At 62.6% G+C, this 20,160-nt stretch carries 19 protein-coding genes and 1 other RNA gene; 10 read left to right on the forward strand and 10 right to left on the reverse strand.

The genetic code is table 11. The annotated features are described in order from the left end of the window. Positions 1-35: 35 nt before the first annotated feature. Positions 36-3,743 carry an AsmA family protein gene (locus PMI07_RS26230; protein WP_024164174.1) on the forward strand — a complete coding sequence of 1,236 codons (3,708 nt, stop codon included), beginning with the start codon at positions 36-38 and terminating at the stop codon, positions 3,741-3,743. A gap of 25 nt (positions 3,744-3,768) precedes the next feature. Here PMI07_RS26230 and PMI07_RS26235 read toward each other — a convergent pair whose 3' ends face one another. The 5 genes from PMI07_RS26235 to ssrA all read right to left on the reverse strand — a co-directional run bounded on the left by PMI07_RS26235 (position 3,769) and on the right by ssrA (position 5,760). Beyond that, entirely contained in the window at positions 3,769-4,113 is a 345-nt protein-coding gene (locus tag PMI07_RS26235) for a hypothetical protein (protein WP_007764059.1), read from the reverse strand. Between the two features lie 100 nt (positions 4,114-4,213). Next, positions 4,214-4,423, reverse strand: a complete 210-nt coding sequence (locus PMI07_RS26240; RefSeq protein WP_007764057.1) for a ribbon-helix-helix domain-containing protein — start codon at positions 4,421-4,423, stop codon at positions 4,214-4,216. A gap of 112 nt (positions 4,424-4,535) precedes the next feature. Continuing rightward, positions 4,536-4,730 carry a DUF4169 family protein gene (locus PMI07_RS26245; protein ID WP_007764051.1) on the reverse strand — a complete coding sequence of 65 codons (195 nt, stop codon included), beginning with the start codon at positions 4,728-4,730 and terminating at the stop codon, positions 4,536-4,538. 21 nt (positions 4,731-4,751) lie between these two features. After that, entirely contained in the window at positions 4,752-5,258 is a 507-nt protein-coding gene (locus PMI07_RS26250; protein ID WP_007764049.1) for an SspB family protein, read from the reverse strand. 120 nt (positions 5,259-5,378) lie between these two features. Next, positions 5,379-5,760, reverse strand: a transfer-messenger RNA (tmRNA) gene (ssrA, locus tag PMI07_RS34535). Between the two features lie 85 nt (positions 5,761-5,845). Here ssrA and PMI07_RS26255 point away from each other — a divergent pair. The 7 genes from PMI07_RS26255 (at position 5,846) to PMI07_RS26285 (ending at position 12,781) form a co-directional block, all read left to right on the forward strand. Continuing rightward, positions 5,846-6,154, forward strand: a complete 309-nt coding sequence (locus PMI07_RS26255; protein ID WP_007764046.1) for a DUF2853 family protein — start codon at positions 5,846-5,848, stop codon at positions 6,152-6,154. Between the two features lie 250 nt (positions 6,155-6,404). Continuing rightward, a complete protein-coding gene (locus tag PMI07_RS26260) occupies positions 6,405-7,298 on the forward strand; it encodes an NAD(P)-dependent oxidoreductase (RefSeq protein ID WP_007764043.1) in 894 nt (297 codons plus the stop codon). A 110-nt stretch (positions 7,299-7,408) separates the two neighbouring features. Next, the gene (locus tag PMI07_RS26265) at positions 7,409-8,203 is read left to right on the forward strand and encodes a thymidylate synthase (RefSeq protein ID WP_024164175.1); all 795 of its coding nucleotides are present in this window, start codon (positions 7,409-7,411) and stop codon (positions 8,201-8,203) included. Beyond that, positions 8,200-8,730 (forward strand): dihydrofolate reductase, encoded by a 531-nt coding sequence (locus PMI07_RS26270; RefSeq protein WP_007753647.1) that lies wholly within the window; start codon positions 8,200-8,202, stop codon positions 8,728-8,730. Before PMI07_RS26265 ends, PMI07_RS26270 begins: the two co-directional genes overlap by 4 nt. A 140-nt stretch (positions 8,731-8,870) precedes the next feature. Then, entirely contained in the window at positions 8,871-9,968 is a 1,098-nt protein-coding gene (gene hflK / locus PMI07_RS26275; RefSeq protein WP_007753652.1) for an FtsH protease activity modulator HflK, read from the forward strand. Further along, on the forward strand, positions 9,965-10,915 hold the full coding sequence (locus PMI07_RS26280; RefSeq protein WP_007753655.1) for a protease modulator HflC: 951 nt from the start codon (positions 9,965-9,967) through the stop codon (positions 10,913-10,915). Before hflK ends, PMI07_RS26280 begins: the two co-directional genes overlap by 4 nt. 222 nt (positions 10,916-11,137) lie before the next feature. Further along, entirely contained in the window at positions 11,138-12,781 is a 1,644-nt protein-coding gene (locus tag PMI07_RS26285; RefSeq protein ID WP_007753662.1) for a Do family serine endopeptidase, read from the forward strand. Between the two features lie 15 nt (positions 12,782-12,796). On the opposite strand, the gene PMI07_RS26290 is transcribed toward PMI07_RS26285, so the two are convergent. The 4 genes from PMI07_RS26290 to serB are packed head-to-tail and all read right to left on the reverse strand — an operon-like array spanning position 12,797 to position 14,904. After that, positions 12,797-13,402, reverse strand: a complete 606-nt coding sequence (locus tag PMI07_RS26290; RefSeq protein ID WP_007753663.1) for a GNAT family N-acetyltransferase — start codon at positions 13,400-13,402, stop codon at positions 12,797-12,799. Further along, positions 13,402-13,689, reverse strand: a complete 288-nt coding sequence (locus tag PMI07_RS26295; RefSeq protein WP_007753664.1) for a BrnA antitoxin family protein — start codon at positions 13,687-13,689, stop codon at positions 13,402-13,404. The genes PMI07_RS26290 and PMI07_RS26295 overlap by 1 nt, the downstream gene beginning before the upstream one ends. Then, positions 13,670-13,960 (reverse strand): BrnT family toxin, encoded by a 291-nt coding sequence (locus tag PMI07_RS26300; RefSeq protein ID WP_007753665.1) that lies wholly within the window; start codon positions 13,958-13,960, stop codon positions 13,670-13,672. The genes PMI07_RS26295 and PMI07_RS26300 overlap by 20 nt, the downstream gene beginning before the upstream one ends. A 50-nt stretch (positions 13,961-14,010) precedes the next feature. Continuing rightward, positions 14,011-14,904 carry a phosphoserine phosphatase SerB gene (gene serB, locus PMI07_RS26305; RefSeq protein ID WP_007753666.1) on the reverse strand — a complete coding sequence of 298 codons (894 nt, stop codon included), beginning with the start codon at positions 14,902-14,904 and terminating at the stop codon, positions 14,011-14,013. On the opposite strand from serB, the gene miaA reads away from it, so the two are divergent. Continuing rightward, the gene (gene miaA, locus PMI07_RS26310) at positions 14,905-15,795 is read left to right on the forward strand and encodes a tRNA (adenosine(37)-N6)-dimethylallyltransferase MiaA (protein ID WP_007753667.1); all 891 of its coding nucleotides are present in this window, start codon (positions 14,905-14,907) and stop codon (positions 15,793-15,795) included. 9 nt (positions 15,796-15,804) lie between these two features. On the opposite strand, the gene PMI07_RS26315 is transcribed toward miaA, so the two are convergent. Continuing rightward, positions 15,805-17,925, reverse strand: coding sequence for an ATP-binding protein (locus PMI07_RS26315; protein WP_037088430.1), 2,121 nt, complete (start codon positions 17,923-17,925; stop codon positions 15,805-15,807). Between the two features lie 433 nt (positions 17,926-18,358). Here PMI07_RS26315 and PMI07_RS26320 point away from each other — a divergent pair, with 433 nt between their 5' ends. Beyond that, positions 18,359-20,131, forward strand: a complete 1,773-nt coding sequence (locus PMI07_RS26320) for an acetolactate synthase 3 large subunit (protein ID WP_155956656.1) — start codon at positions 18,359-18,361, stop codon at positions 20,129-20,131. Positions 20,132-20,160: the final 29 nt, after the last annotated feature.

A 20,160-nucleotide genomic window follows, 5' to 3' on the forward strand; every position in this document is an offset into this window, starting at 1 on the left:
ACTAGTCTCTTAAGCAGATCAGGGAAACGGATACCGTGCTCGGACGCATCCTGTTGGCATTCGGCGGATTGGTGGTGGTGGCGCTGTTTACAGCGCTGCTGGCGCCCTTGTTCGTCGACTGGGCGAGCCTGCGCGTCAGCTTCGAGGAACAGGCAAGCCGCATCCTCGGCAAGAAGGTCACCGTCCACGGCAGCGTCGATGCGCGTATACTGCCATTTCCCTCCGTCACCCTGCACGACGTACGGGTGGGGGCCGATACGGATGGCCAGCCCTTGGTCCAGGTCGCGCAGTTTTCGATGGATATGGAGCTTGCACCCTTCCTCTCCGGCGAGGCGCGTATCTTCGACATGCGCATCGAGCAGCCGAAGGCGCGGGTCCGGCTGCTGAAGGACGGCACGCTCGACTGGATGCGCGGCAGCCGCGCCTTGATCCCCGCCCGCACCGTGGTCATCGAGGACGTGCATGTCACCGGCGGCGAGGTCGACCTGATCGATGAACAGTCCGGCCAGTCGCGGCGGATCACCGGCCTCGCAGGCGATTTTTCCGCAGGCTCGCTGCGTGGCCCCTGGCGCGGCGAGGGCAATGCGTCGCTCGACGGTTACGAGACGCGGTTCAACCTGGCGAGCGGCACGGCGGATGCCGAGGGCAAGCGCGTGCCGCTGCGCCTCAGGCTCTGGCCGGATGCGCGGCCCGTCGAGATCAATCTCGACGGCGAACTCGCCCTTGCCGACAACAAGCCGACCTTTAACGGCAACTTCACGCTCGACTTCCTGCAGGAGGAGGACGAGACCGAACCGGTGACGCCGCCACCGCCCGGACCGCGCCTGAAGGGCGGGTTCGAGGTCACCAACGAGCGTATCCGCATCCCGCAGTACCGGCTGGAAGTCGGGGCGACCGACAATCCTTATGTGGTGACCGGCGAGGCGACGCTCGATACCGGCACCAAGCCGGAATTCCTGCTGACAGCCGACGGCCAGCAGATCGACGTCAATCGGCTGGGCGAGGGCGCGCGGGCAAAGACCGGCCGTGATGCCGCCGCCTCGGCGCAGCGCCGCATCAACAATTTCATCCGGCTGGCGGCATCGATCCCGATTCCGCAGGTGCCCGGCCGCGCCAGCCTGAGGCTGCCGGCGATCGTCGCCAACGATACGACGATCCGCGACATCAGGCTCGACATACGGCCCGCAGGGCGCGGCTGGACGGTCGACAATGTGGTCGCCACCCTGCCGGGCCGTACCCAGTTGGAGGCCAAGGGCAGCCTCGTGCTGCGCGACCGGACGTCCTTCGTCGGCGACATGCTGGTGGCCTCCAGCCAGCCATCCGGGCTTTCCGACTGGCTTTCGGGCCGGGTCGCGCCGGAACTGCGCCAGCTCCGGTCCGCCGGTTTTTCGGCGAAGGTCAATCTGACGCCGGACCTGCAACGGTTCGACAACCTCGAACTGGCGATCGGGCCGGCGACGCTCAAGGGCCGTCTGGAACGCCAGTCGTCCCAGGGGAAAACGCCAAACCTGTCGATGAGCCTTGCGGGCAACGAGATCGATATCGATGCCATGCGGGCGCTCGCCTCGCTGATGACCGGCGACGACGCGGGCCAGGACGTGCTGGACCACCGGGTTGCGGCGACACTGAAGGCCGACCGGTTCACTGCCTTCGGGGTTGCCGCCAACAATGTCGATACCGCCTTCACCGTGGCCGGCGGCACGTTGTCGCTGGAACGACTGACGATCGGCAATATCGAAGGCGCCACGGTTTCGGCGCGGGGCCGGATCGAAGGCTCGCTGCTCGCCTATTCGGGCAATGGCAGCCTGTCGTTTCGATCCGCTGATCCGACCGCCTTCCTGACCATGCTGCGCGACCGGCTGCCGCCGCATCCGGCTCTCGCCCGGCTTGCCGCAAACGGTGCCTGGTTCGCGAATACGGATCTCGGCGCCAATCTGACCGTCGGCGGAAGTCTGAACGGAGTGGAGGTCGTCCTCAAAGGCAAGACCAACGGCAGCGCGGTCAATGCCAACCTGAAACTGCCCGGTCTTTTCGACCTGACGAGCGACACCGACATGAGGCTCGTTGCGTCGCTCGACAATCCTGATCCGATGGTTCTCCTGGGACAGGTGGGTCTCGATCCCCTGCCTTTCGAAGGGGATGGCGCGGGCGAGTTGCTGCTCAACGTCCAGCAGGGTCCGGATGCCGCGGCAAAGACCGCGCTGACGTTCACGACCGAAAAGACCTCGTTGGACCTCCACGGCGATATCCGGATCGGCGCCGAGGGCTTTGGCGAGGGCAGTGGCCACGTGACGCTCAGAAGCGCCGATCTGGAGCCCTATCTGCTGATGAACGGCGTCGGCCTGCCGCAATTCGGGACCGGCCTGCCGGTCACGCTCGATGCGGATATCAGCATGACGCCCGAAGCCATGAAGATCGCGGGCCTCAAAGGCGTGGCGGACGGCAACGCGATCAGCGGCGATATCGCCGTCGACCGCAAGGCGCCGGGCCTGCCGGCCACGGGTTCGCTCAGTGTCGACAGTCTCGATCTCGCCTGGCTCGGGGAAGCGATCTACGGGGCGGTCGGCGACCCGCAGAGCGGTGCGTTTTCCTCAAAACCCTTCGCCCGGCCGATCTTTGCCGGCGCGGATGTCGCCCTCGACGTCAAGGCGCGGGCGTTCCATGCCGGCGCGTTCGGCAATGTCGGGGATTTTGCGGCTCGCGTCACCCATCGCAGCGGCGGAATCACCATCGAAAACGGCGCAGGCAACTGGCAGGGTGGCCGGCTCTCTGGCCGGCTGCTGATGTCGAACGGCGACGGTACGGGGCTTCTGCAGGCCCGGCTTTCGGCTGAGAACGCCGATCTTGCGCCGCTCGTCTGGACAGCCGGCGGCAAACCGGTCGCCAGCGGCAAGCTGGATTTCAACATGTCCGCCGAATCGACCGGCAAGAGCCTTGCCGAACTCCTCGGCGCTGCGAGCGGTTCCGCGGAATTGCGGCTGAAGGGGCTGACCGTGGCCGGCATCAATCCCGACGCGATGAAGCCTTTGATGGCGGGGGTCGACAAGCTTGGCGGCGAGGTGACGGAAGCCAAGGTCCGGCCGATCGTTGCCGGTCTGCTGCATCAGGGAAGTGCCGCCCTCGGCGACGTGACCATTCCGTTGACGATCACGTCGGGCGAAGCGCGGGCTCAGAATATCGCAGCCGCGGTCGGCGCGACGAAACTCTCGGGCGAAGGGCGCTTCGATCTTCTGGATGATACTCTGAGCGCGAATTTGGCGGTTACCTACAATGCCGGCGAAGAAGCGCTGGCCGGCGGCGATCCGACCATCCGGCTGGACTATTCGGGCGATATTGCCGCACCCGCCAAGCGGGTCGATATCGCGGCCATGACCAATTTCCTGTCGCAACGCGCCTTTGAGCAGCAGCGGCGGCGTGTCGAAACCCTGCAGGCGAGCGTGCTGGAGAAGCAGCGTCTTCGCCGCGAGGTGGCGCTCTATAATTTCCAGGCGATCGAGCGGCAGGCGGCCCGCGACAGGGCCGCAGCCGAAGAGCGGGTCCGCCAGCAGGCAGCCGAGGCTGAGCGTCAGCGGCAGGCGGTGGAGGCGGCGGCCCGGGCGGCGGAAGAGGCGCGCCAGCGCCAGATCAGCCAGCCGCCGCAGCTGATCGTGCCGCCGACCGATGGTGCGATCCGCCAGAACTTTCCGATCCTTCCGCCGGCCGTCGCTCCCAGTATACCCAGCCTGCCGGGGGTGCAGCGGTAGCTGCCGCCGCGCGTTCGGGTCGCCTTTAGAGCCAAGCGGTCCGTTCGCCGAACGGGGTGGTCTCGTCGAAATTCGTGGTGCCGATCTGGTCGCTTTCGCCGGAAAGCTGGGCGGGGGCCGGCAGTTCGCCGCCCTTGGTCGCCGTCTTCAATTTTTCGGCGGCCTTAGCGGCTTCGAGCTGGGCCTTCAGCGCGGCAATTGCCTGTTCGAGCTCGGCCTTCTTCTGTTCGTCGGTCTCTTCGGCGAGTTCGTCCTGTTTGGCACTGATCTGTGCTTCGAGATCGGCCGTGTTGGAGGCGGTACCTGAAGCAGTCGAAGACGCGGAAAGCAGTGTGGAAGCAGCGGATGATGAGGAAATAGCATCGACCATAGGAAAACCTCTTTGGGAGAATCATCGGGTGGAAACCCAAGAGGAAGCTAGCCGATAGAAAGATGTAAATATGGTTAAATCTTGGTAGGAAATCGCTACCCTAGGAGGATTTGAGCCAGGTCAGGACATGAACGCGCAACGCCGACGAGAGATTGCTGTCGGCACCTCGTTGATCGTCGATCTCGGCGATCAGGGTCGCCAGGCTGATGTCGCGTTTGATGGCGATCGCTTTCAGCTCGAGCCAGAATTCGTCTTCGAGTGAAAAGCTGGTGCGATGACCGTGAAGGGTCGCGGAATGTTTGCGGATCACGAAACTCTCCGGACCTTCGGAACAAGCTCGCTTATTCAGACCGCAGCACTTCCGGCGTCAAGCGGGTCGGCGCAAGTTTGGTTAACGGGATATTGATATGCACCGGGAAAGCTCAGTCGTCCTTGCCGGGTTTTTCGAGGCGGCTCTGGTCGAGCAGCTTCTCCGCCTTGTCGTTGCGTGCCTCGGTCAGGGATTTCTCGGCCTTGGTGCGGCCGAAGGTGAGGCGGTTCTGATCCGCCTCCTTTTCCTTTTCGAGCCGTTCCTTATTCTTGCGGAACTGGCGAAGGTTGACGATTTCGGCGCTCATGGCTGACGCGCCTCCCGGCGCTTACTGCTTCTTGCGGAAGGAATCGAGCGAGATGACCGAGCCGGGCTTCTTTTCTTCGCCGGGCTTGGTTTCGGTATCGGTGGACTTGGCAACCGCCTCGACAGGGATGGCGGTGATTTCAGCAGACGTGTTTTCGTCTTCATCGGCGAGCGGCACTTCGAATTCGAGTTCGAAATTCACCGACGGGTCGTAGAAACCGCGAATGGCATTGAAGGGAACGACCAGGCGTTCCGGCGTATCGGAAAAGGAAAGGCCCACTTCGAACTGGGTATCGGAGACCTTGAGATCCCAGAACTGGTGCTGGACGACGATGGTCATCTGTTCGGCATATTTCGCCTTGAGGTGCTGCGAGATGCGCACGCCCGGGGCGCCGGTGAGGAAGGTGATGAAGAAATGATGGTCACCCGGCAGACGGCCGGTGGCCGCAACCTCGGTCAAAACCTTACGGATGACGCCGCGCAAAGCGTCCTGCGCCAGAATATCGTAACGGATGTGGTCCTGCCCCATACGGTCCTGTCTTTCCATTCTCTCGTCTTTTAGTCAGACGCGTTATGCCATGCCGGCCCGGCGCGGGGAAGCCCCGACGAACATCCGAGTCAGTTCCATAGTATTCGACTGGGGAGCGAAGGTGAAGGCTTCTGTTGCCAGGTGCCTTCGGACCCCGCCTTAAAGTGCTACCTCCAAGGACTTAGTTCGGATTTCCCGCACCGCCATTAGGCAGCGAGAGCATAACCCTTAGCGTTGTTGTCGTTTGCAACTACACTTTTTGACCCGATAACGGTGGTATCATGCCGAGCAAAAGTTCGATCTTTAAGCCCTTGTCGATCCTATTTCGCCCCCATCAAAAGCCGGTCTGCAAGGTTTCCCAATGCGACCGACCGGTTTTTGGTGGAGGCGCCGGGTACCGCCCCCGGGTCCAATAGGTTTATTACACCGGCCGTTTATTGCCATAGCCGGACCGAGGTCCGGCAACCCTCATATAGGCTTTCCCAGCGCGCATGAAAAGGGGTTGCGTAACATTCGAAATCGCTTCTACAACATCATCTTGTTTAGAGTTCCCTGGCGCCCCGGCGCCTATACGAGAGGAGAGGGACATGAGCGAATATTTCGATGATGTGAAGAAGTATGACAGCGCCGCCGACGAGGCGGTGGTGGGAAAGATCGTCAAGCATCTCGGCATCGCTCTGCGGAACCGGGATTCGGCCAATGTCGCGGCAAGCGACAAGACCGAGCTCGACCGCGTGGTCGCCAACTGGTGCGGCAAGAAGCTTGGCGTGACGGGAGACGCCGCGGACAAGGCGGTCGCAGCCGTGGCCAAGTCCATGGCCGCAGATCGCACCAAATCCCGCGTGACCTTCTATTATCTGGTCGCCAAGGAGCTCGGCAAGCTCCAGACGCTCTGAGCCTGCGGAGCGCGTCTCCCAAAAACGGCAGATTTTCAGGGCGCGCCCGGTTAGCGCAGAACGCCGTCGTTTGCGTGTGAGGCAGGCGGGAGCCCTTTTGGCCCCCGACCTGCGCCGTCACGTCCGGCTGACAAAATTCGGGCTGGCAAAGATCCGAGTGTGCAGATAGCCAGGCGGTGTGTGAGCGGAGCAGGGCAGGCGATGTCGTTCCGTCCCGGCGGGCATGGTGGGATTTTGAGGAGGCGAGGTCATGGGCAAGCGGATCGTATTCACCGGCGGCAGCGGCAAGGCCGGACGGCATGTGGTGCCATATCTTCTGGGCCAAGGGCATGAGGTCTTCAACCTCGACCTGGTGCCGCTCGATTGTCCCGGCGTCAATACACTGATCACCGATCTGAGGGACGGCGGCGAGACCTTCAACGCGCTCTCGATGCATTTTGGCTTCAAGGGACTGGAAAGCGGCAAAGGACCGGCGCCCGTCGATGCCGTGGTGCATTTCGCCGCCGTGCCGCGCATCCTGATGCGCCCCGACAATGCGACATTCTCCGCCAACACGATTTCCACCTACAATGTCATCGAGGCGGCGATGAAGCTCGGCATCCCCAAGGTGATCATCGCATCCAGCGAGACGACCTATGGGGTCTGCTTTGCCGAGGGCGACAAGGACTATCATTCGTTTCCGCTCACCGAGGACTACGATGTCGACCCGATGGACAGCTACGGCCTGTCGAAAGTGGTCAACGAGAAGACGGCGCGCGCCTTTGCCATGCGGTTCGGCGCCGATATCTACGCGCTTCGGATCGGCAACGTGATCTCGCCGGAGGATTACAGCCGGTTCCCCGGCTTTCTCGCCGATCCGCCGTCGCGCAAGCGCAATGCCTGGAGCTATATCGATGCCCGCGATCTTGGCCAGATCGTCCATCTCTGCGTCGAAAAGGACGGACTTGGGTTCCAGGTCTTCAACGCGGTCAACGACACGATCACGTCTCGCGAGCCGACCCGGCCGTTCCTGGAACGCTGGGCGCCCGGAACGCCTATCGTCGGCGAGATCGGCGAATTCGAGGCTCCGATCAGCAACCGTAAGATCCGGGACGTGCTGGGATTCGCCGAGAGCCATGATTGGCGCAAATACGTCACCAAGTGATCCTGAGAACCGGATTTGCCAAAATAGCGGGGAAAGCCGCCACAGGCGATTGGTCGGCCGGCCTTATGCTATTATATGATTTCCTGACGATGGAATCGGCGGCCTGACCCATGAAACAATATCTCGATCTTCTCCGGCATGTGATGGAAACCGGTACCGACCGGGGCGACCGCACCGGCAAGGGGACACGCTCGGTGTTTGGCTATCAGATGCGCTTCGACCTCGCGGAGGGTTTTCCGGTCCTGACGACCAAGAAGCTGCATCTGAGATCGATCATCCACGAGCTCCTGTGGTTCCTGAAGGGCGACACCAATATCGCCTACCTGAAAGAGAACGGCGTTTCGATCTGGGATGAATGGGCCGACGAAAATGGCGAGCTCGGCCCCGTCTACGGCTACCAGTGGCGCTCCTGGCCCGCCCCCGACGGCAGCCATGTCGACCAGATCTCGCAGCTGATCGAAGGCCTGAAGGTCAATCCCAATTCGCGCCGGCATATCGTTTCGGCCTGGAATGTCGGCCAGCTCGACGACATGGCGCTGCCGGCCTGCCATTGCCTGTTCCAGTTCTATGTCGCGGACGGCAAGCTCTCCTGCCAGCTCTACCAGCGCTCCGCCGACGTTTTTCTCGGCGTGCCATTCAACATTGCGTCCTACGCCCTGCTGACGATGATGGTGGCCCAGGTCACCGGCCTGAAACCCGGCGACTTCGTCCATACGCTCGGCGACACGCATATCTATTCGGATCATTTCGAACAGGCCAGGCTGCAGCTCACCCGCACTCCGAAGGCGCTGCCCACCATGCGCATCAATCCTGCGGTAAAGGACATTTTTTCCTTCCGTTACGAGGATTTTGCGCTGGAGGGGTATGAGGCCGATCCGCATATCAAGGCGGCGGTGGCGGTGTGAGCAGGCCCCGTCTCGTCATCATCGCCGCGGTCTCGCGGAACGGTGTCATTGGCCGCGATGGCGACATGCCCTGGAGGCTCTCGACCGATCTCAAGCGCTTCAAGGCGCTGACCTTGGGCAAGCCAGTCATCGTCGGGCGCCGGACCTTCGATTCCTTCGGGGGCCGACCGCTTCCTGGACGGCCGCACGTGATCGTCACCCGCAACCCCGATTTTCACTATGACGGCGTCGATGTGGCGGCGTCGCTCGCCGAGGCGATCGAGATCGCCGGCACTAAGGCGCGGGAGGCCGGCTCGGACGAAATTTTCGTGCTGGGCGGCGGCGAGATCTACGCCCAGGCGATCGGGATCGCCGACATGCTGCGCATCACCCATGTCGAGACCGAAATTTCCGATGGCGACACGGTTTTTCCGGCAATCGATCCTAATGTCTTCTATAAGGCAGAGGAGATAGCGGTTCCGGCCGGCGAGAAGGACAGTTATCCCACCCGTTTCACCACCTATGTCCGCAGAACCGCGACAAACTGAAACATTTCGTTACCGTTGAACGGGAAGTTATTGAAGCTGCGTTGAAAGCAGGTCAGCTCATACCTATAACGGGCAATAGCCAGACAGCTGCCACACGGCAGGGTCGAGGCTTGGGAGCGAATACGAGCAAAGAGGTTTTGATGCCCTGGAGCAATCAGAATGGTGGCGGCGGCGGCCCTTGGGGTGGCGGTGGCGGTAATAATCAAGGACCCTGGGGACAGGGACCGAACCGCCCGCGCGGCGGCGGGGGAAGCGGCGGTCCGCCTGACCTCGAAGACATTATCCGGCGCAGTCAGGACCGGCTGCGCAGCGTGATGCCCGGCGGCTTCAACGGCGGCGCCTTCGTGATCGTGCTCGTCGTGATCGTGGCCTTCCTCGCCTTCCAGTCCGTCTATACCGTCCAGCCGGACGAGCGTGGCGTCGAACTGCGTTTCGGCCGTCCGAAGGACGAGATCTCCATGCCGGGCCTGCATTTCCATTTCTGGCCGTTCGAATCCGTCGAGATCGTCAAGGTGACCGAACAGCAGCAGAATATCGGCGCGGCGCGAGGCTCGAGCTCCAATGCCGGCTGGATGCTGACCGGCGACCAGAACATCGTCAACGTACAGTTCTCGGTTCTGTTCACCGTGACCGATCCGAAGGCCTATCTCTTCAACCTCGAAGGCCCGGCCTCGACGCTGCAGCAGGTTTCCGAGAGCGCCATGCGCGAAGTCGTCGGCCGGCGCCCGGCGCAGGACATCTTCCGCGACAACCGCGAGGGCATTTCGACCGAGGTGCGCAACATCATCCAGGGCACGATGGATACCTACGGCTCCGGCCTGTCCATCAATGCCGTACCGATCGAGGATGCAGCTCCGCCGCGTGAAGTGGCCGACGCCTTCGAAGAAGTACAGCGTGCCGAACAGGACGAGGACCGTTTCGTCGAAGAGGCGAACCAGTATTCCAACCAGAAACTCGGCCAGGCCCGCGGTCAGGCAGCCCAGGTCCGCGAAGAGGCGTCCGCCTACAAGGACAAGGTCGTCAACGAAGCACAGGGCGAGGCGCAACGCTTCGTCTCGATCTACAACGAATATGCCAATGCGCCTGAAGTGACACGCCGGCGAATCTTCCTCGAAACCATGGAAACGGTCCTGAAGAACTCCCGCAAGGTCATTCTGGACAACAAGGACGGCGTCGTTCCCTACCTGCCGCTCAACGAGATGATCAAGCCGCAGACGAACCAGGGAGGCACACGATGAACTCCAATCGACTCCCCGCGATCCTGATCGGCCTCGCCGTTCTCCTCGTGCTCATCTATTCGTCGGTTTTTGTGGTCAACGAGCGCGAACAGGCGATCGTCGTCCGCTTCGGCGAGATCCAGGACGTCAAGCGCGCGCCGGGCATCTATTTCAAGCTGCCGTTCGCCTTCATGGACGCCGACCGCGTCCAGTATGTCGAAGACCGGGCGTTGCGCTTCGATCTCGACAATATCCGCGTCCAGGTGCGCGGCGGCGCCTTTTATGAGGTCGACGCTTTCGTCGTCTATTCGATCACCGATCCGCGCCTCTTCAGGGAAACCGTCTCGGGCGACCGCGACTCGGCCGAATCGCGGCTTCGTACCCGCCTCGATGCGGCGCTGCGCCGCGTCTATGGTTTGCGCAATTTCGATGCAGCCCTCTCCAACGAGCGCTCTTCGATGATGCAGGAGGTTCGCACGGACCTCACCGCGGCTGCGGAAACCCTCGGACTCGCCATTCGCGACGTTCGTATCCGCCGCACCGACCTCACCCAGGAAGTCTCGCAGCAGACCTTCCAGCGCATGAAGGCCGAGCGTCTTGCCGAGGCCGAGTTGATCCGCGCCCGCGGTAACGAGCAGGGCCAGCGCCGGCGGGCGATCGCCGACCGTCAGGTCGTCGAGTTCGTCTCCGAAGCCCAGCGTGATGCGGAAATCCTGCGCGGTCAGGGCGACGCCGAACGCAACAAGATCTTCGGCGAAGCCTTTCAGCGTGATCCGGCCTTCTTCGAGTTCTACCGCACCATGCGTGCCTATGTGGCAGCACTTGCCGACAACGGCACGACCCTGGTGCTGTCGCCGGATTCGGAGTTCTTCCGGTTCTTCAACTCGTCCGCAGGCCAGGCGCTTGCGCCGATCCAGACGCCTGTTCCGCGGGCACCGCCCGCCGCACCCGCAGCGCCGGCGAACTGATCCGAGAAGCTTGGGGCGGCGCAAAGCCGCCCCTTTCATTGCAAGACCATCCACAGGCGTGACCGGCAGAGGTGCAATCCTCACGAAAAGGTAATTTCCACCGTCGTCATTCCGCCTTATGCTCTGCCGAAACTCCGCCCGATTCAAAGGCTCCTATGGCCGACCCGGGTCGAGGGCCGCTCTTCCGGGGTGATGCGGACAATCCAACAGCGAGGATGCCAGATGGCTCATTCGGTTCGATCGACCTTCAAGCTCACCGTCACGCTTGCGGCAACGTTTGCCCTGCTGGCGGCGCCCTTGCAGGCGATTGCCCAGACCCCGGTGCCTGCCGCGCCGGGGCAGACCGCAAATCCACCGGCCGGCTCTCCGGGGCCGATGCTGCCCGCTCCGCCGACCCCGTCTCCGAGCATAAACCCGCCTCCGGCCCCGGGGCCGCTGGCGGGTGGCGGCCCCGCATCGATCGCCGATCTCGCCGAGGGCCTGCTCGATGCGGTCGTCAACATCTCGACCTCCCAGAGCGTCAAGGACCAGGGCGCCGGCCCGCAGCCTCAGATCCAGGAGGGTTCGCCCTTCCAGGAATTCTTCGAGGACTTTTTCGACGGCCAGGGCAACCCGAACGGCAACCAGAAGGTTTCCTCGCTCGGCTCCGGTTTCGTGATCGATCCTTCCGGCTACGTGGTCACCAACAACCATGTTATCGAAGGCGCCGACGACATCGAGGTGATCTTTCCGAACGGCACCAAGCTGAAGGCCAGGCTGGTCGGCACTGACACCAAGACCGACCTTTCGGTGCTGAAGGTGGAGCCCAAGGCGCCGCTGAAGGCCGTGCGCTTCGGCGATTCCCGCCGCATGCGGATCGGCGACTGGGTGATGGCGATCGGTAATCCGTTCGGCCTCGGCGGGTCGGTGACACTAGGCATCATCTCGGCCCGCGGCCGCAACATCAATGCCGGCCCCTATGACAATTTCATCCAGACGGATGCGGCGATCAACAAGGGCAATTCAGGCGGCCCGCTGTTCAACATGCGCGGCGAGGTGATCGGCATCAACACCGCGATCATTTCTCCGTCGGGCGGTTCGATCGGCATCGGTTTCGCGGTGCCGACGGAGCTCGCTGAGAACGTCGTGCACCAGCTCACCGAATTCGGCGAGACGCGCCGCGGCTGGCTCGGCGTGCGCATCCAGCCCGTCACCGACGACGTGGCGGCCAGCCTCGGCCTCGACAAGGCTCGCGGCGCGCTGGTGTCCGGTGTCGTCAATGGCGGCCCGATCAAGAACGGCGAGATCAAGGCCGGCGACGTGATCCTCACCTTCGACGGCCAGCCGGTCAACGAGATGCGCGACCTGCCGCGCATCGTTGCGGAAAGCCCGGTCAACAAGGAAGTCGACGTGGTGATCCTGCGCGACGGCAAGCAGCAGACCGTCAAGGTGACGCTCGGCCGCCTGGAAGACAGCGCAGAGCCTGAGGAAGACGACGACCAGCCCGCTCTGCCGGAAGGCCAGGGCGAGAACAAGACGCCGAACAACAATGCGCCCGGCGACCAAAAGGGTGAGCTGAGCCAGGATCCGGCTGCCGCCTTCGGCATGACGCTCGCCGTGCTCGACGAGGAGCGCCGCAAGAGTTTCAGCATCGTCGAAAGCGTCGAGGGTGTGCTGATCACCGCCGTCGCCCCGAACTCGCCCGCCGCCCAGAAGGGGCTGAAGGTCGGCGAGGTGGTCGTCGAAGTGGCGCAGGATTTCGTCGAAAGCCCGGCCGACGTCGTCAAGCGGATCGCCGTCCTGAAGTCCGAAGGCCGCCGCAACGCGCATGTGATGGTGTCCGATCCTTCCGGAAACCTGCGATTCGTGGCGCTGCCGCTGGAGTAGGCTGAAAGCGAACGGTCAGCGGGTGCGCCCCGCGGCCGCTCTCTGGCGCTGCCACTCGTCGCGTGTCACCGCATAGACCACATGCGGTTTCAGATGAGGGTGCGTATCCGGCACTCGCGGGTGATCGAAATCCATGCCGGTGATGCGGTGCAGGCCGAGCCGTTTCATCACGGCGGTCGATCGCCTGTTTTCACTGACCGCGAAAGACACGACCGCATCGAGATGCTTTTCGCCGAAGGCGAAGTCGAGCAGCGCGCGGGCGGCTTCCGTGGCATAACCATTGCCCCAGAACCGGGTCGCGAGCCGCCAGCCGATCTCCACCGTTTCCACCGGGAAAATATCCGGCATGTTGGCGAGCGACAGGCCGCAGAAACCCATGGGCTCCCGGGTTTTCTTCAGCTCCAGCGCGTAGAAGCCGAGCCCGGTCTCGGTGATCGCATCGTTGAGCTTTGCAAGAAAGGCATCGGCCTCTTCGTAGGTGCGGCGGAACGGGAAAAATTCCATCACCTTCGGATCGGAGTTGATCTCGCGAAAAAGATCGCGGTCGCTGTCGATCCAGCTTCTGAGGCGCAGGCGTTCGGTTTCGAGGATGATCCGTGGGGGTATGTCGCGGCGCAACATCAGGCGGATTTCTTTTCGTGCTGCGCGACGTGTTGGCGAAGCACGCTGTTTATCTCGGTCTGATAGCCGCCGTCTGCCGCGTGGTCTTTGAACCACTCGATGACATCGGCATCCAGGCGGATTGTCACGGACTTCTTCAAGGGGCGATAGAGATCGCCGCGCCTTGCCAGACGCCATTGCTCCTCGGTGATTTCCGATATGTCGCTTGTGTCGATGGCATCGTCGGAAAGTTTTTCGATGGCGTCGAGCTCCTGGTGCTGCTGGTCGCTAAGGCCTTTCTTGCTCATAGTGTCTCCTCTCGTGAGCGGTCGCTTTTCGGGCACTGATGATCCGGACGACTTCACCGAGATCATCGTCGCGATAGACATGGGCGGCAACCAGCACCGCCACCGGACCAACCGACCCGATTGCCAACCACCGTTCCTCGCCGTCGTAGACGGTATCCGGAATGATCATATGCAGCGGATCGTCCCAGATATGCTCCGCAAGTTCAAACGAGACCCCGTGTTTCGCCTTATTGATCCGCGCTTTTTGCGGATCCCATTCGAACCTCGGCATGCCTACTCCCATTGTACATACAGATATGTAAATATCAACAGGAGGAGGCGTCAGCCGGCCGTCACGAAATCCGTCTTGCGATAGCCCTGGATATAGAGGAGGGCGGTCAGGTCGCCGTGGTCGATGCGCATCTTGGCTTGGGCGGCGACGGTGGGCTTGGCGTGGAGCGCGACGCCGGAGCCGGCGATGCCGAGCATACCGAGATCGTTGGCGCCGTCGCCGACGGCGATCGTGTCTTCCGGCGAAATTCCGAGCTTTTCGGTGATGGCCAGTAGCGCGTCCACCTTGGCCTGTTTGCCGAGGATGGGTTCGGCGACTTCGCCGGTAAGGATGCCGTCATTTTCGAGAAGAATGTTGGCGCGGTTTTCGTCGAAGCCGAGGGTCGCGGCGATGCGGCTGGTGAATACGGTGAAGCCACCGGATACGAGGGCTGCGTAGTGGCCCCTGGCCTTCATGGTGGCGATCAGTTCCTGCCCGCCCGAGGTCAGCGTGATGCGCTGGGCGATAACGTCGTCGACGACGGTGATTGGCAGACCTTTCAGAAGTGCCACGCGTTCGCGAAGGGCGGGTTCGAAGGCGATCTCGCCGTTCATGGCGCGGGCGGTGATGGTCGCGACCTTGTCCTTCAGCCCGACGACATCGGCAAGCTCATCGATGCATTCCTGGCCGATCATGGTCGAATCCATATCGGCGATCAGGAATTTTTTCCGCCGCGTATCCGCGTCCTGAATGACGAGATCGATGGGGGCACTACCGATGATGGCCTTAAGATCGGCCTCGGCCGCTTCGCTATCGGAGCCATCGCGCAGCGCGATATCGCAGGCGATCCCGTCCGCCAGCCAATAGAGGCCGGAGGCTTTCACCGCCTCCGCCGCTTGTTCTCCGAGCATGTGCGTGAGAACTGGGTTTGACGGATGGGCAATGAGCGTGGCAACGAAAGCCATATGAGCGACCTTATCGACAATTTTGATGCGATCCTGATAACCGGACCGACGGCCAGCGGCAAGTCGGCGCTTGCATTGCGCCTGGCCCGCGAGAAGAACGGCGTGGTCATCAATGCCGACAGCATGCAGGTCTACGACACGCTGCGGGTTCTCACGGCGCGACCGGCCGAGGACGAGATGGAGGGCGTGCCGCATCTGCTCTATGGGCATGTGCCGGCGAAGCGCGCCTATTCGACCGGCGAATGGCTGCGCGACGTGACGGCACTTCTGCCTGATCTGAAGCGCGAGGGCCGGCTGCCGGTCTTCGTCGGCGGCACGGGGCTTTATTTCAAGGCCCTGACGGGCGGCCTGTCCGATATGCCGGAAATCTCGCAGGATATCCGCTGCGAGGTTCGGCTGCGGTTGAAGGAGGAAGGACCGGAGGCGCTGCATGCGGAGCTTTTGGCACGAGACGCGCCGGTGGCGGCAAGCCTGGAGCCTAAGGACGGACAGCGGATCGTCAGGGCGCTGGAGGTTCTGGCGGAGACTGGCCGCTCGATCGCCGAATTCCAGGGCAGGCAGGGGCCGATGGTGATCGATCCTTCGCGGGCGAAAAAGCTTGTCGTGCTGCCGGACCGAAAAATCCTTCACGAGCGTATCGACCGCCGCTTTGAGACGATGCTGGAGACCGGTGCCGTGGATGAGGTGAGGGCGCTGCTGGCACTCGATCCGGCGCCCGACCTGTCGGTCATGAAGGCGATCGGCGTCACCCAGATCGCAGAGATGCTGGGGGGACGCATGAGCCGGGACGATGTGATCGAACGTGGTTCGGCGCTGACACGGCAATATGCCAAGCGCCAGATGACCTGGTTCCGCAACCAGATGGACGAGAGCTGGGAGCGGCTGGCCTGAGGCCGGCGCTCAATCCTTGTCGTAGAGGCTGCTCAGCGGTTTTTTCAGCAGGCTTTCGCGAAGCGAACCCTCACGCCTGAGCAATGGGTTGGGGCGTGGTGCGCCTTCGGGCGTCGGCGGGCGCTGGAATGTCGGGGGCGGTGCAGGCTGGTAGCTCGGGGGCTCCGACGAACGTTCGCGGCGCAGCTCTGCGAAACGGTCGGGGCGGGGCGCTGCGGCTTGTTCCGGTGCTGCGACGCGGGGGAGCATGTCGGGCCTGTAGGGTTCCGGCTGCGGGTTGCCTGCGATGGAGGGAGCCGGATTGATCGTCACATGGCCCGTCGTGCGGATCTCTCGGTTCCAGCGTTCGAGTTCGGCATCGCTTGCCGGCGGGAAATCGTCATCCGTCTCCTCTTCGCCACCGGTTGCGCTTTCGGGAAATGGTACCGTCGTTGCGCCGTAACTCTGCTGGAAGGCGGATATATCCGGCCCGCTGACGGCGCGCATGCGGGCGACCACGGTGCGCAGATCGACGGTGTCGGGCGTATCCTCGCTGCCCTTCTCGGCGACGCCATTGGCCTTGGGCAGGTATTTTTTCTCGACCCGGGAAAACCGCATGCGCATCGGCACGGAGATCGCCTCGCCGAAGGCGATCGCCTCGCCATTGCCTATCGACGATAGAAAACTGGTCGTCGAGATCGACGAATTCGGGATCGCCGACTTGATGATTTCCTGGTCGCGGTCGTTGGAAAGCCGCATGGCGAACACCGTTGAGCACTGCGACAGGATCGTCTGGTCGAGTTCGCCGGGGCGCTGGGTGATGACACCGAGCGAGACTCCGTATTTGCGGCCTTCCTTGGCGATGCGCGAGATGGCCTGGCGGGTCGGGAAGAAGCCGAGCTCGCGGTCGGCCGGCACGTAACGGTGCGCTTCCTCGCAGACGACCAGCATGTGAATGGCGCCATTGCTCCAGAGCGCCAGTTCAAACGCCATGCGGCACAGGATCGAGGCGACGGAATTGACGACCTCCGAGGGGATACCAGCGAGCTGGAAGGTCGAGATCGGCCGGTCGTCGCCCGGAATGCGGAAGATATAGGCGATCGTCTCCATGATCGTGTCGTTGATCGTATTGTTGGAGAACATGAAGTGATAGCGCGGATCGTTGATCGCCGACATGATGCGCATCTTGAGCGCCCGCAGGAACGGTTTCTCGCCGCGGCCTTCCAGCCGGCCGATCCGTTCGTCTATCAGCGCCAGGAGGTCGGCCATGCGGTAGGGCACCGGCGTGTCGGCGGTAACCGAGCTCTTTTCGCTCGACCGACGCATCAGTGTCGTTTCATTGCCGCGGAAGGCGCGTTTCGCCTCCGGGATGAGGTCGCGCAGGATGTCGAGCTCTTCGGCCACCGCCGGACGGCCGCGAAACACCACTTCGGAAAACTCTTCGAGCCGCATCAGCCAGAAGGGCAGGTCGAGCGTATCGGTATCGATGACCACCGCGTGCTCGGGAAAGGCTGCGGCAAATTCGTTGTGCGGATCGAGAATGAGGACGCGCAGCTTCGGGTCGGTCTCGATCGCCTTGTGGAGGAGCAGGGAGACGGCGGTCGACTTGCCGACGCCGGTCGAGCCGACGATCGCGAAATGTTTCGACAGCATCGACGGGATATGGATCGTCGCGTCGATGGTTTCGTCCTGGGTCAGCTTGCCGACCACGCAGGTGTCGTTCTTGCCGGTGTCGTAGATGCGCAGCAGGTCGGCGGCGCGAATGCGGTGGGCGACGGCGCCGAGATAGGGATAACACGAGATGCCGCCGGAAAATTCGTCGCGGCCGTCAGGTCCCTTGCGCACTTCGCCGAGCAGTTCGGCCTCGATGTGGAAACTGGTGTTGCCGCCTTCGCTCCATTCCTTGCCGCCGGTCTGCATCGCATAGGCGAGCGCCACGACACGGTTTTCGCCGACGCTGATAGAGATCAGCCGGCCGACGGACCACAGTTCGGTGAGATCGGTTTCCCCGTGTTCGGCAACGGCGGAAATCGTGGCGTGCGAGCCGTTGCAGGCGACCACGCGGCCGAGCATGCGGTTGCCAGGCTTCTGGATATCGCGACGATCCTGCTCACCTGCAGACGCGGAACGGTGCAGATCGTTGTTCAACAAACTCGGGCCCCTATCATTGGGGTGGCGGATCGGGTCATGGCTCATCCGTCGGGTCGCTACCCTCCAAACACCGAGACTATATTGTGCCGGCCTTAACAACTCGTGTAAGAGATCGGGTCACCGATCGCATGGCAACGGACGAGCAAAATAAGGCTGATGGCGATTTTTGGTGCATGCCCACGTTGACGAACGACATTTATCTGGCTAACACTTCGCGCCATGAAGATCTCGATCGCTCTTATTGTGGTGGGAACGCGCATGGGCAGGACGGTGTAACCGTCCGGCGACAGCCACCCATGCGCGGAAAGACAGGCTCCTCCAGGGGGCCTTTTTTTATGCCTTCAAACCGGCTCGGAGGAGCCGCCGGTAAAAATCCAGCAGCGAATGGACCAAGACAATGACGGATACCAACAATCAGACGCCAGATAACCAGATGCCAGATAACCAGATGACCGGCGCGGAGATCGTCCTGAAGGCTCTGAAGGACAACGGCGTCGAGCATATCTTCGGATATCCGGGCGGTGCCGTCCTGCCGATCTATGACGAGATCTTCCAGCAGGACGACATCCAGCACATCCTCGTGCGCCACGAGCAGGGCGCCGGCCATGCGGCCGAAGGTTACGCCCGCTCCACCGGCAAGGTCGGCGTCATGCTGGTGACGTCCGGTCCAGGCGCCACCAATGCCGTCACCCCGCTGCAGGATGCGCTGATGGATTCGGTGCCGCTGGTCTGCCTGTCGGGTCAGGTTCCGACGACGCTGATCGGCTCGGACGCGTTCCAGGAATGCGATACCGTCGGCATCACCCGCCCGTGCACCAAGCACAACTGGCTGGTCAAGGACGTCAACGAGCTGGCCGGCATCATCCACGAGGCTTTCCGCATCGCCCAGACCGGCCGGCCAGGCCCGGTCGTCGTCGATATCCCGAAGGACATCCAGTTTGCGACCGGAACCTATACGCCGAAGCCTGAGGTCGCCCAGAACACCAGCTACCGGCCGCGGACCCAGGGCGACATCAACGCCATCCAGGCGGCCATCGAGCTGATGGCCTCGGCGCGCCGGCCGGTCCTTTATACCGGCGGCGGTGTCGTCAATTCCGGCCCGGGCGCCTCGCGGCTGCTGCGCGAGCTGGTCGAGCTCACCAATTTCCCGATCACCTCGACGCTGATGGGCCTCGGCGCCTATCCGGCGTCCGGCAAGAACTGGCTCGGCATGCTGGGCATGCACGGCTCCTACGAGGCAAACATGGCGATGCATGACTGCGATGTCATGGTCTGCATCGGCGCGCGTTTCGACGACCGCATCACCGGCCGCATCAATGCATTTTCGCCGAACTCGCGAAAGATCCATATCGATATCGATCCGTCCTCGATCAACAAAAACGTGCATGTCGATATCCCGATCCTCGGCGACGTCGGCAGCGTTCTCGAAGACATGGTTCGCCTGTGGCGTGCCCTGCCGAAGAAACCGGCCAAGGCGCAGACCGAGGAATGGTGGACCCAGGTCGACCGCTGGCGGGCGCGCAAGAGCTTTTCCTACAAGCATTCCAACGACGTCATCATGCCGCAATACGCGCTGCAGCGTCTGTTCGAGGCGACCAGGGGACACGACACCTACATCACCACGGAAGTCGGGCAGCACCAGATGTGGGCGGCGCAGTTCATCGAGTTCGAAGAGCCGAACCGCTGGATGACCTCGGGCGGCCTCGGCACGATGGGTTACGGCCTGCCGGCGGCGATCGGCGTTCAGGTGGCCCATCCGGACGCCCTCGTCATCGACGTGGCGGGTGACGCCTCGATCCAGATGTGCATCCAGGAAATGTCCTGCGCCATCCAGCATAACCTGCCAGTCAAGATCTTCATCCTGAACAACCAGTACATGGGCATGGTCCGCCAGTGGCAGCAGCTGCTGCACGGCAACCGCCTGTCGAATTCCTATACGGAAGCGATGCCGGATTTCGTGAAGCTCGCGGAAGCCTACGGCGCCGTCGGCATGTATTGCGACGATCCGAAGGAGCTCGACGGCAAGATCGAGGAGATGATCGCGGTCAAGAAGCCTGTCATTTTCGATTGCCGCGTCGCCAATCTCGCCAACTGCTTCCCGATGATCCCTTCGGGCAAGGCACATAACGAGATGCTGCTGCCGGACGAAGCCACCGACGAAGCGGTTGCCAATGCCATTGATGCCAAGGGTCGCCAGCTCGTCTGATATGAGCTGTGATCCCTTCAACAGAATTC

The organism is Rhizobium sp. CF080 (assembly GCF_000282095.2).
Lineage (GTDB): Bacteria > Pseudomonadota > Alphaproteobacteria > Rhizobiales > Rhizobiaceae > Neorhizobium.

Bases quoted from the DNA above. Each gene is read 5' to 3' on its own strand.
- PMI07_RS26290 (WP_007753663.1), bottom strand. From the start codon at position 13,402: ATGTTGCGCCGCGACATACCCCCACGGATCATCCTCGAAACCGAACGC.
- hflK (WP_007753652.1), top strand. From the start codon at position 8,871: ATGCCCTGGAGCAATCAGAATGGTGGCGGCGGCGGCCCTTGGGGTGGC.
- PMI07_RS26295 (WP_007753664.1), bottom strand. From the start codon at position 13,689: ATGAGCAAGAAAGGCCTTAGCGACCAGCAGCACCAGGAGCTCGACGCC.
- PMI07_RS26245 (WP_007764051.1), bottom strand. From the start codon at position 4,730: ATGAGCGCCGAAATCGTCAACCTTCGCCAGTTCCGCAAGAATAAGGAA.
- PMI07_RS26320 (WP_155956656.1), top strand. From the start codon at position 18,359: ATGCCAGATAACCAGATGACCGGCGCGGAGATCGTCCTGAAGGCTCTG.
- PMI07_RS26235 (WP_007764059.1), bottom strand. From the start codon at position 4,113: ATGGTCGATGCTATTTCCTCATCATCCGCTGCTTCCACACTGCTTTCC.
- PMI07_RS26255 (WP_007764046.1), top strand. From the start codon at position 5,846: ATGAGCGAATATTTCGATGATGTGAAGAAGTATGACAGCGCCGCCGAC.
- PMI07_RS26250 (WP_007764049.1), bottom strand. From the start codon at position 5,258: ATGGGGCAGGACCACATCCGTTACGATATTCTGGCGCAGGACGCTTTG.
- PMI07_RS26280 (WP_007753655.1), top strand. From the start codon at position 9,965: ATGAACTCCAATCGACTCCCCGCGATCCTGATCGGCCTCGCCGTTCTC.
- PMI07_RS26300 (WP_007753665.1), bottom strand. From the start codon at position 13,960: ATGCCGAGGTTCGAATGGGATCCGCAAAAAGCGCGGATCAATAAGGCG.
- PMI07_RS26265 (WP_024164175.1), top strand. From the start codon at position 7,409: ATGAAACAATATCTCGATCTTCTCCGGCATGTGATGGAAACCGGTACC.
- PMI07_RS26260 (WP_007764043.1), top strand. From the start codon at position 6,405: ATGGGCAAGCGGATCGTATTCACCGGCGGCAGCGGCAAGGCCGGACGG.
- PMI07_RS26285 (WP_007753662.1), top strand. From the start codon at position 11,138: ATGGCTCATTCGGTTCGATCGACCTTCAAGCTCACCGTCACGCTTGCG.
- serB (WP_007753666.1), bottom strand. From the start codon at position 14,904: ATGGCTTTCGTTGCCACGCTCATTGCCCATCCGTCAAACCCAGTTCTC.
- miaA (WP_007753667.1), top strand. From the start codon at position 14,905: ATGAGCGACCTTATCGACAATTTTGATGCGATCCTGATAACCGGACCG.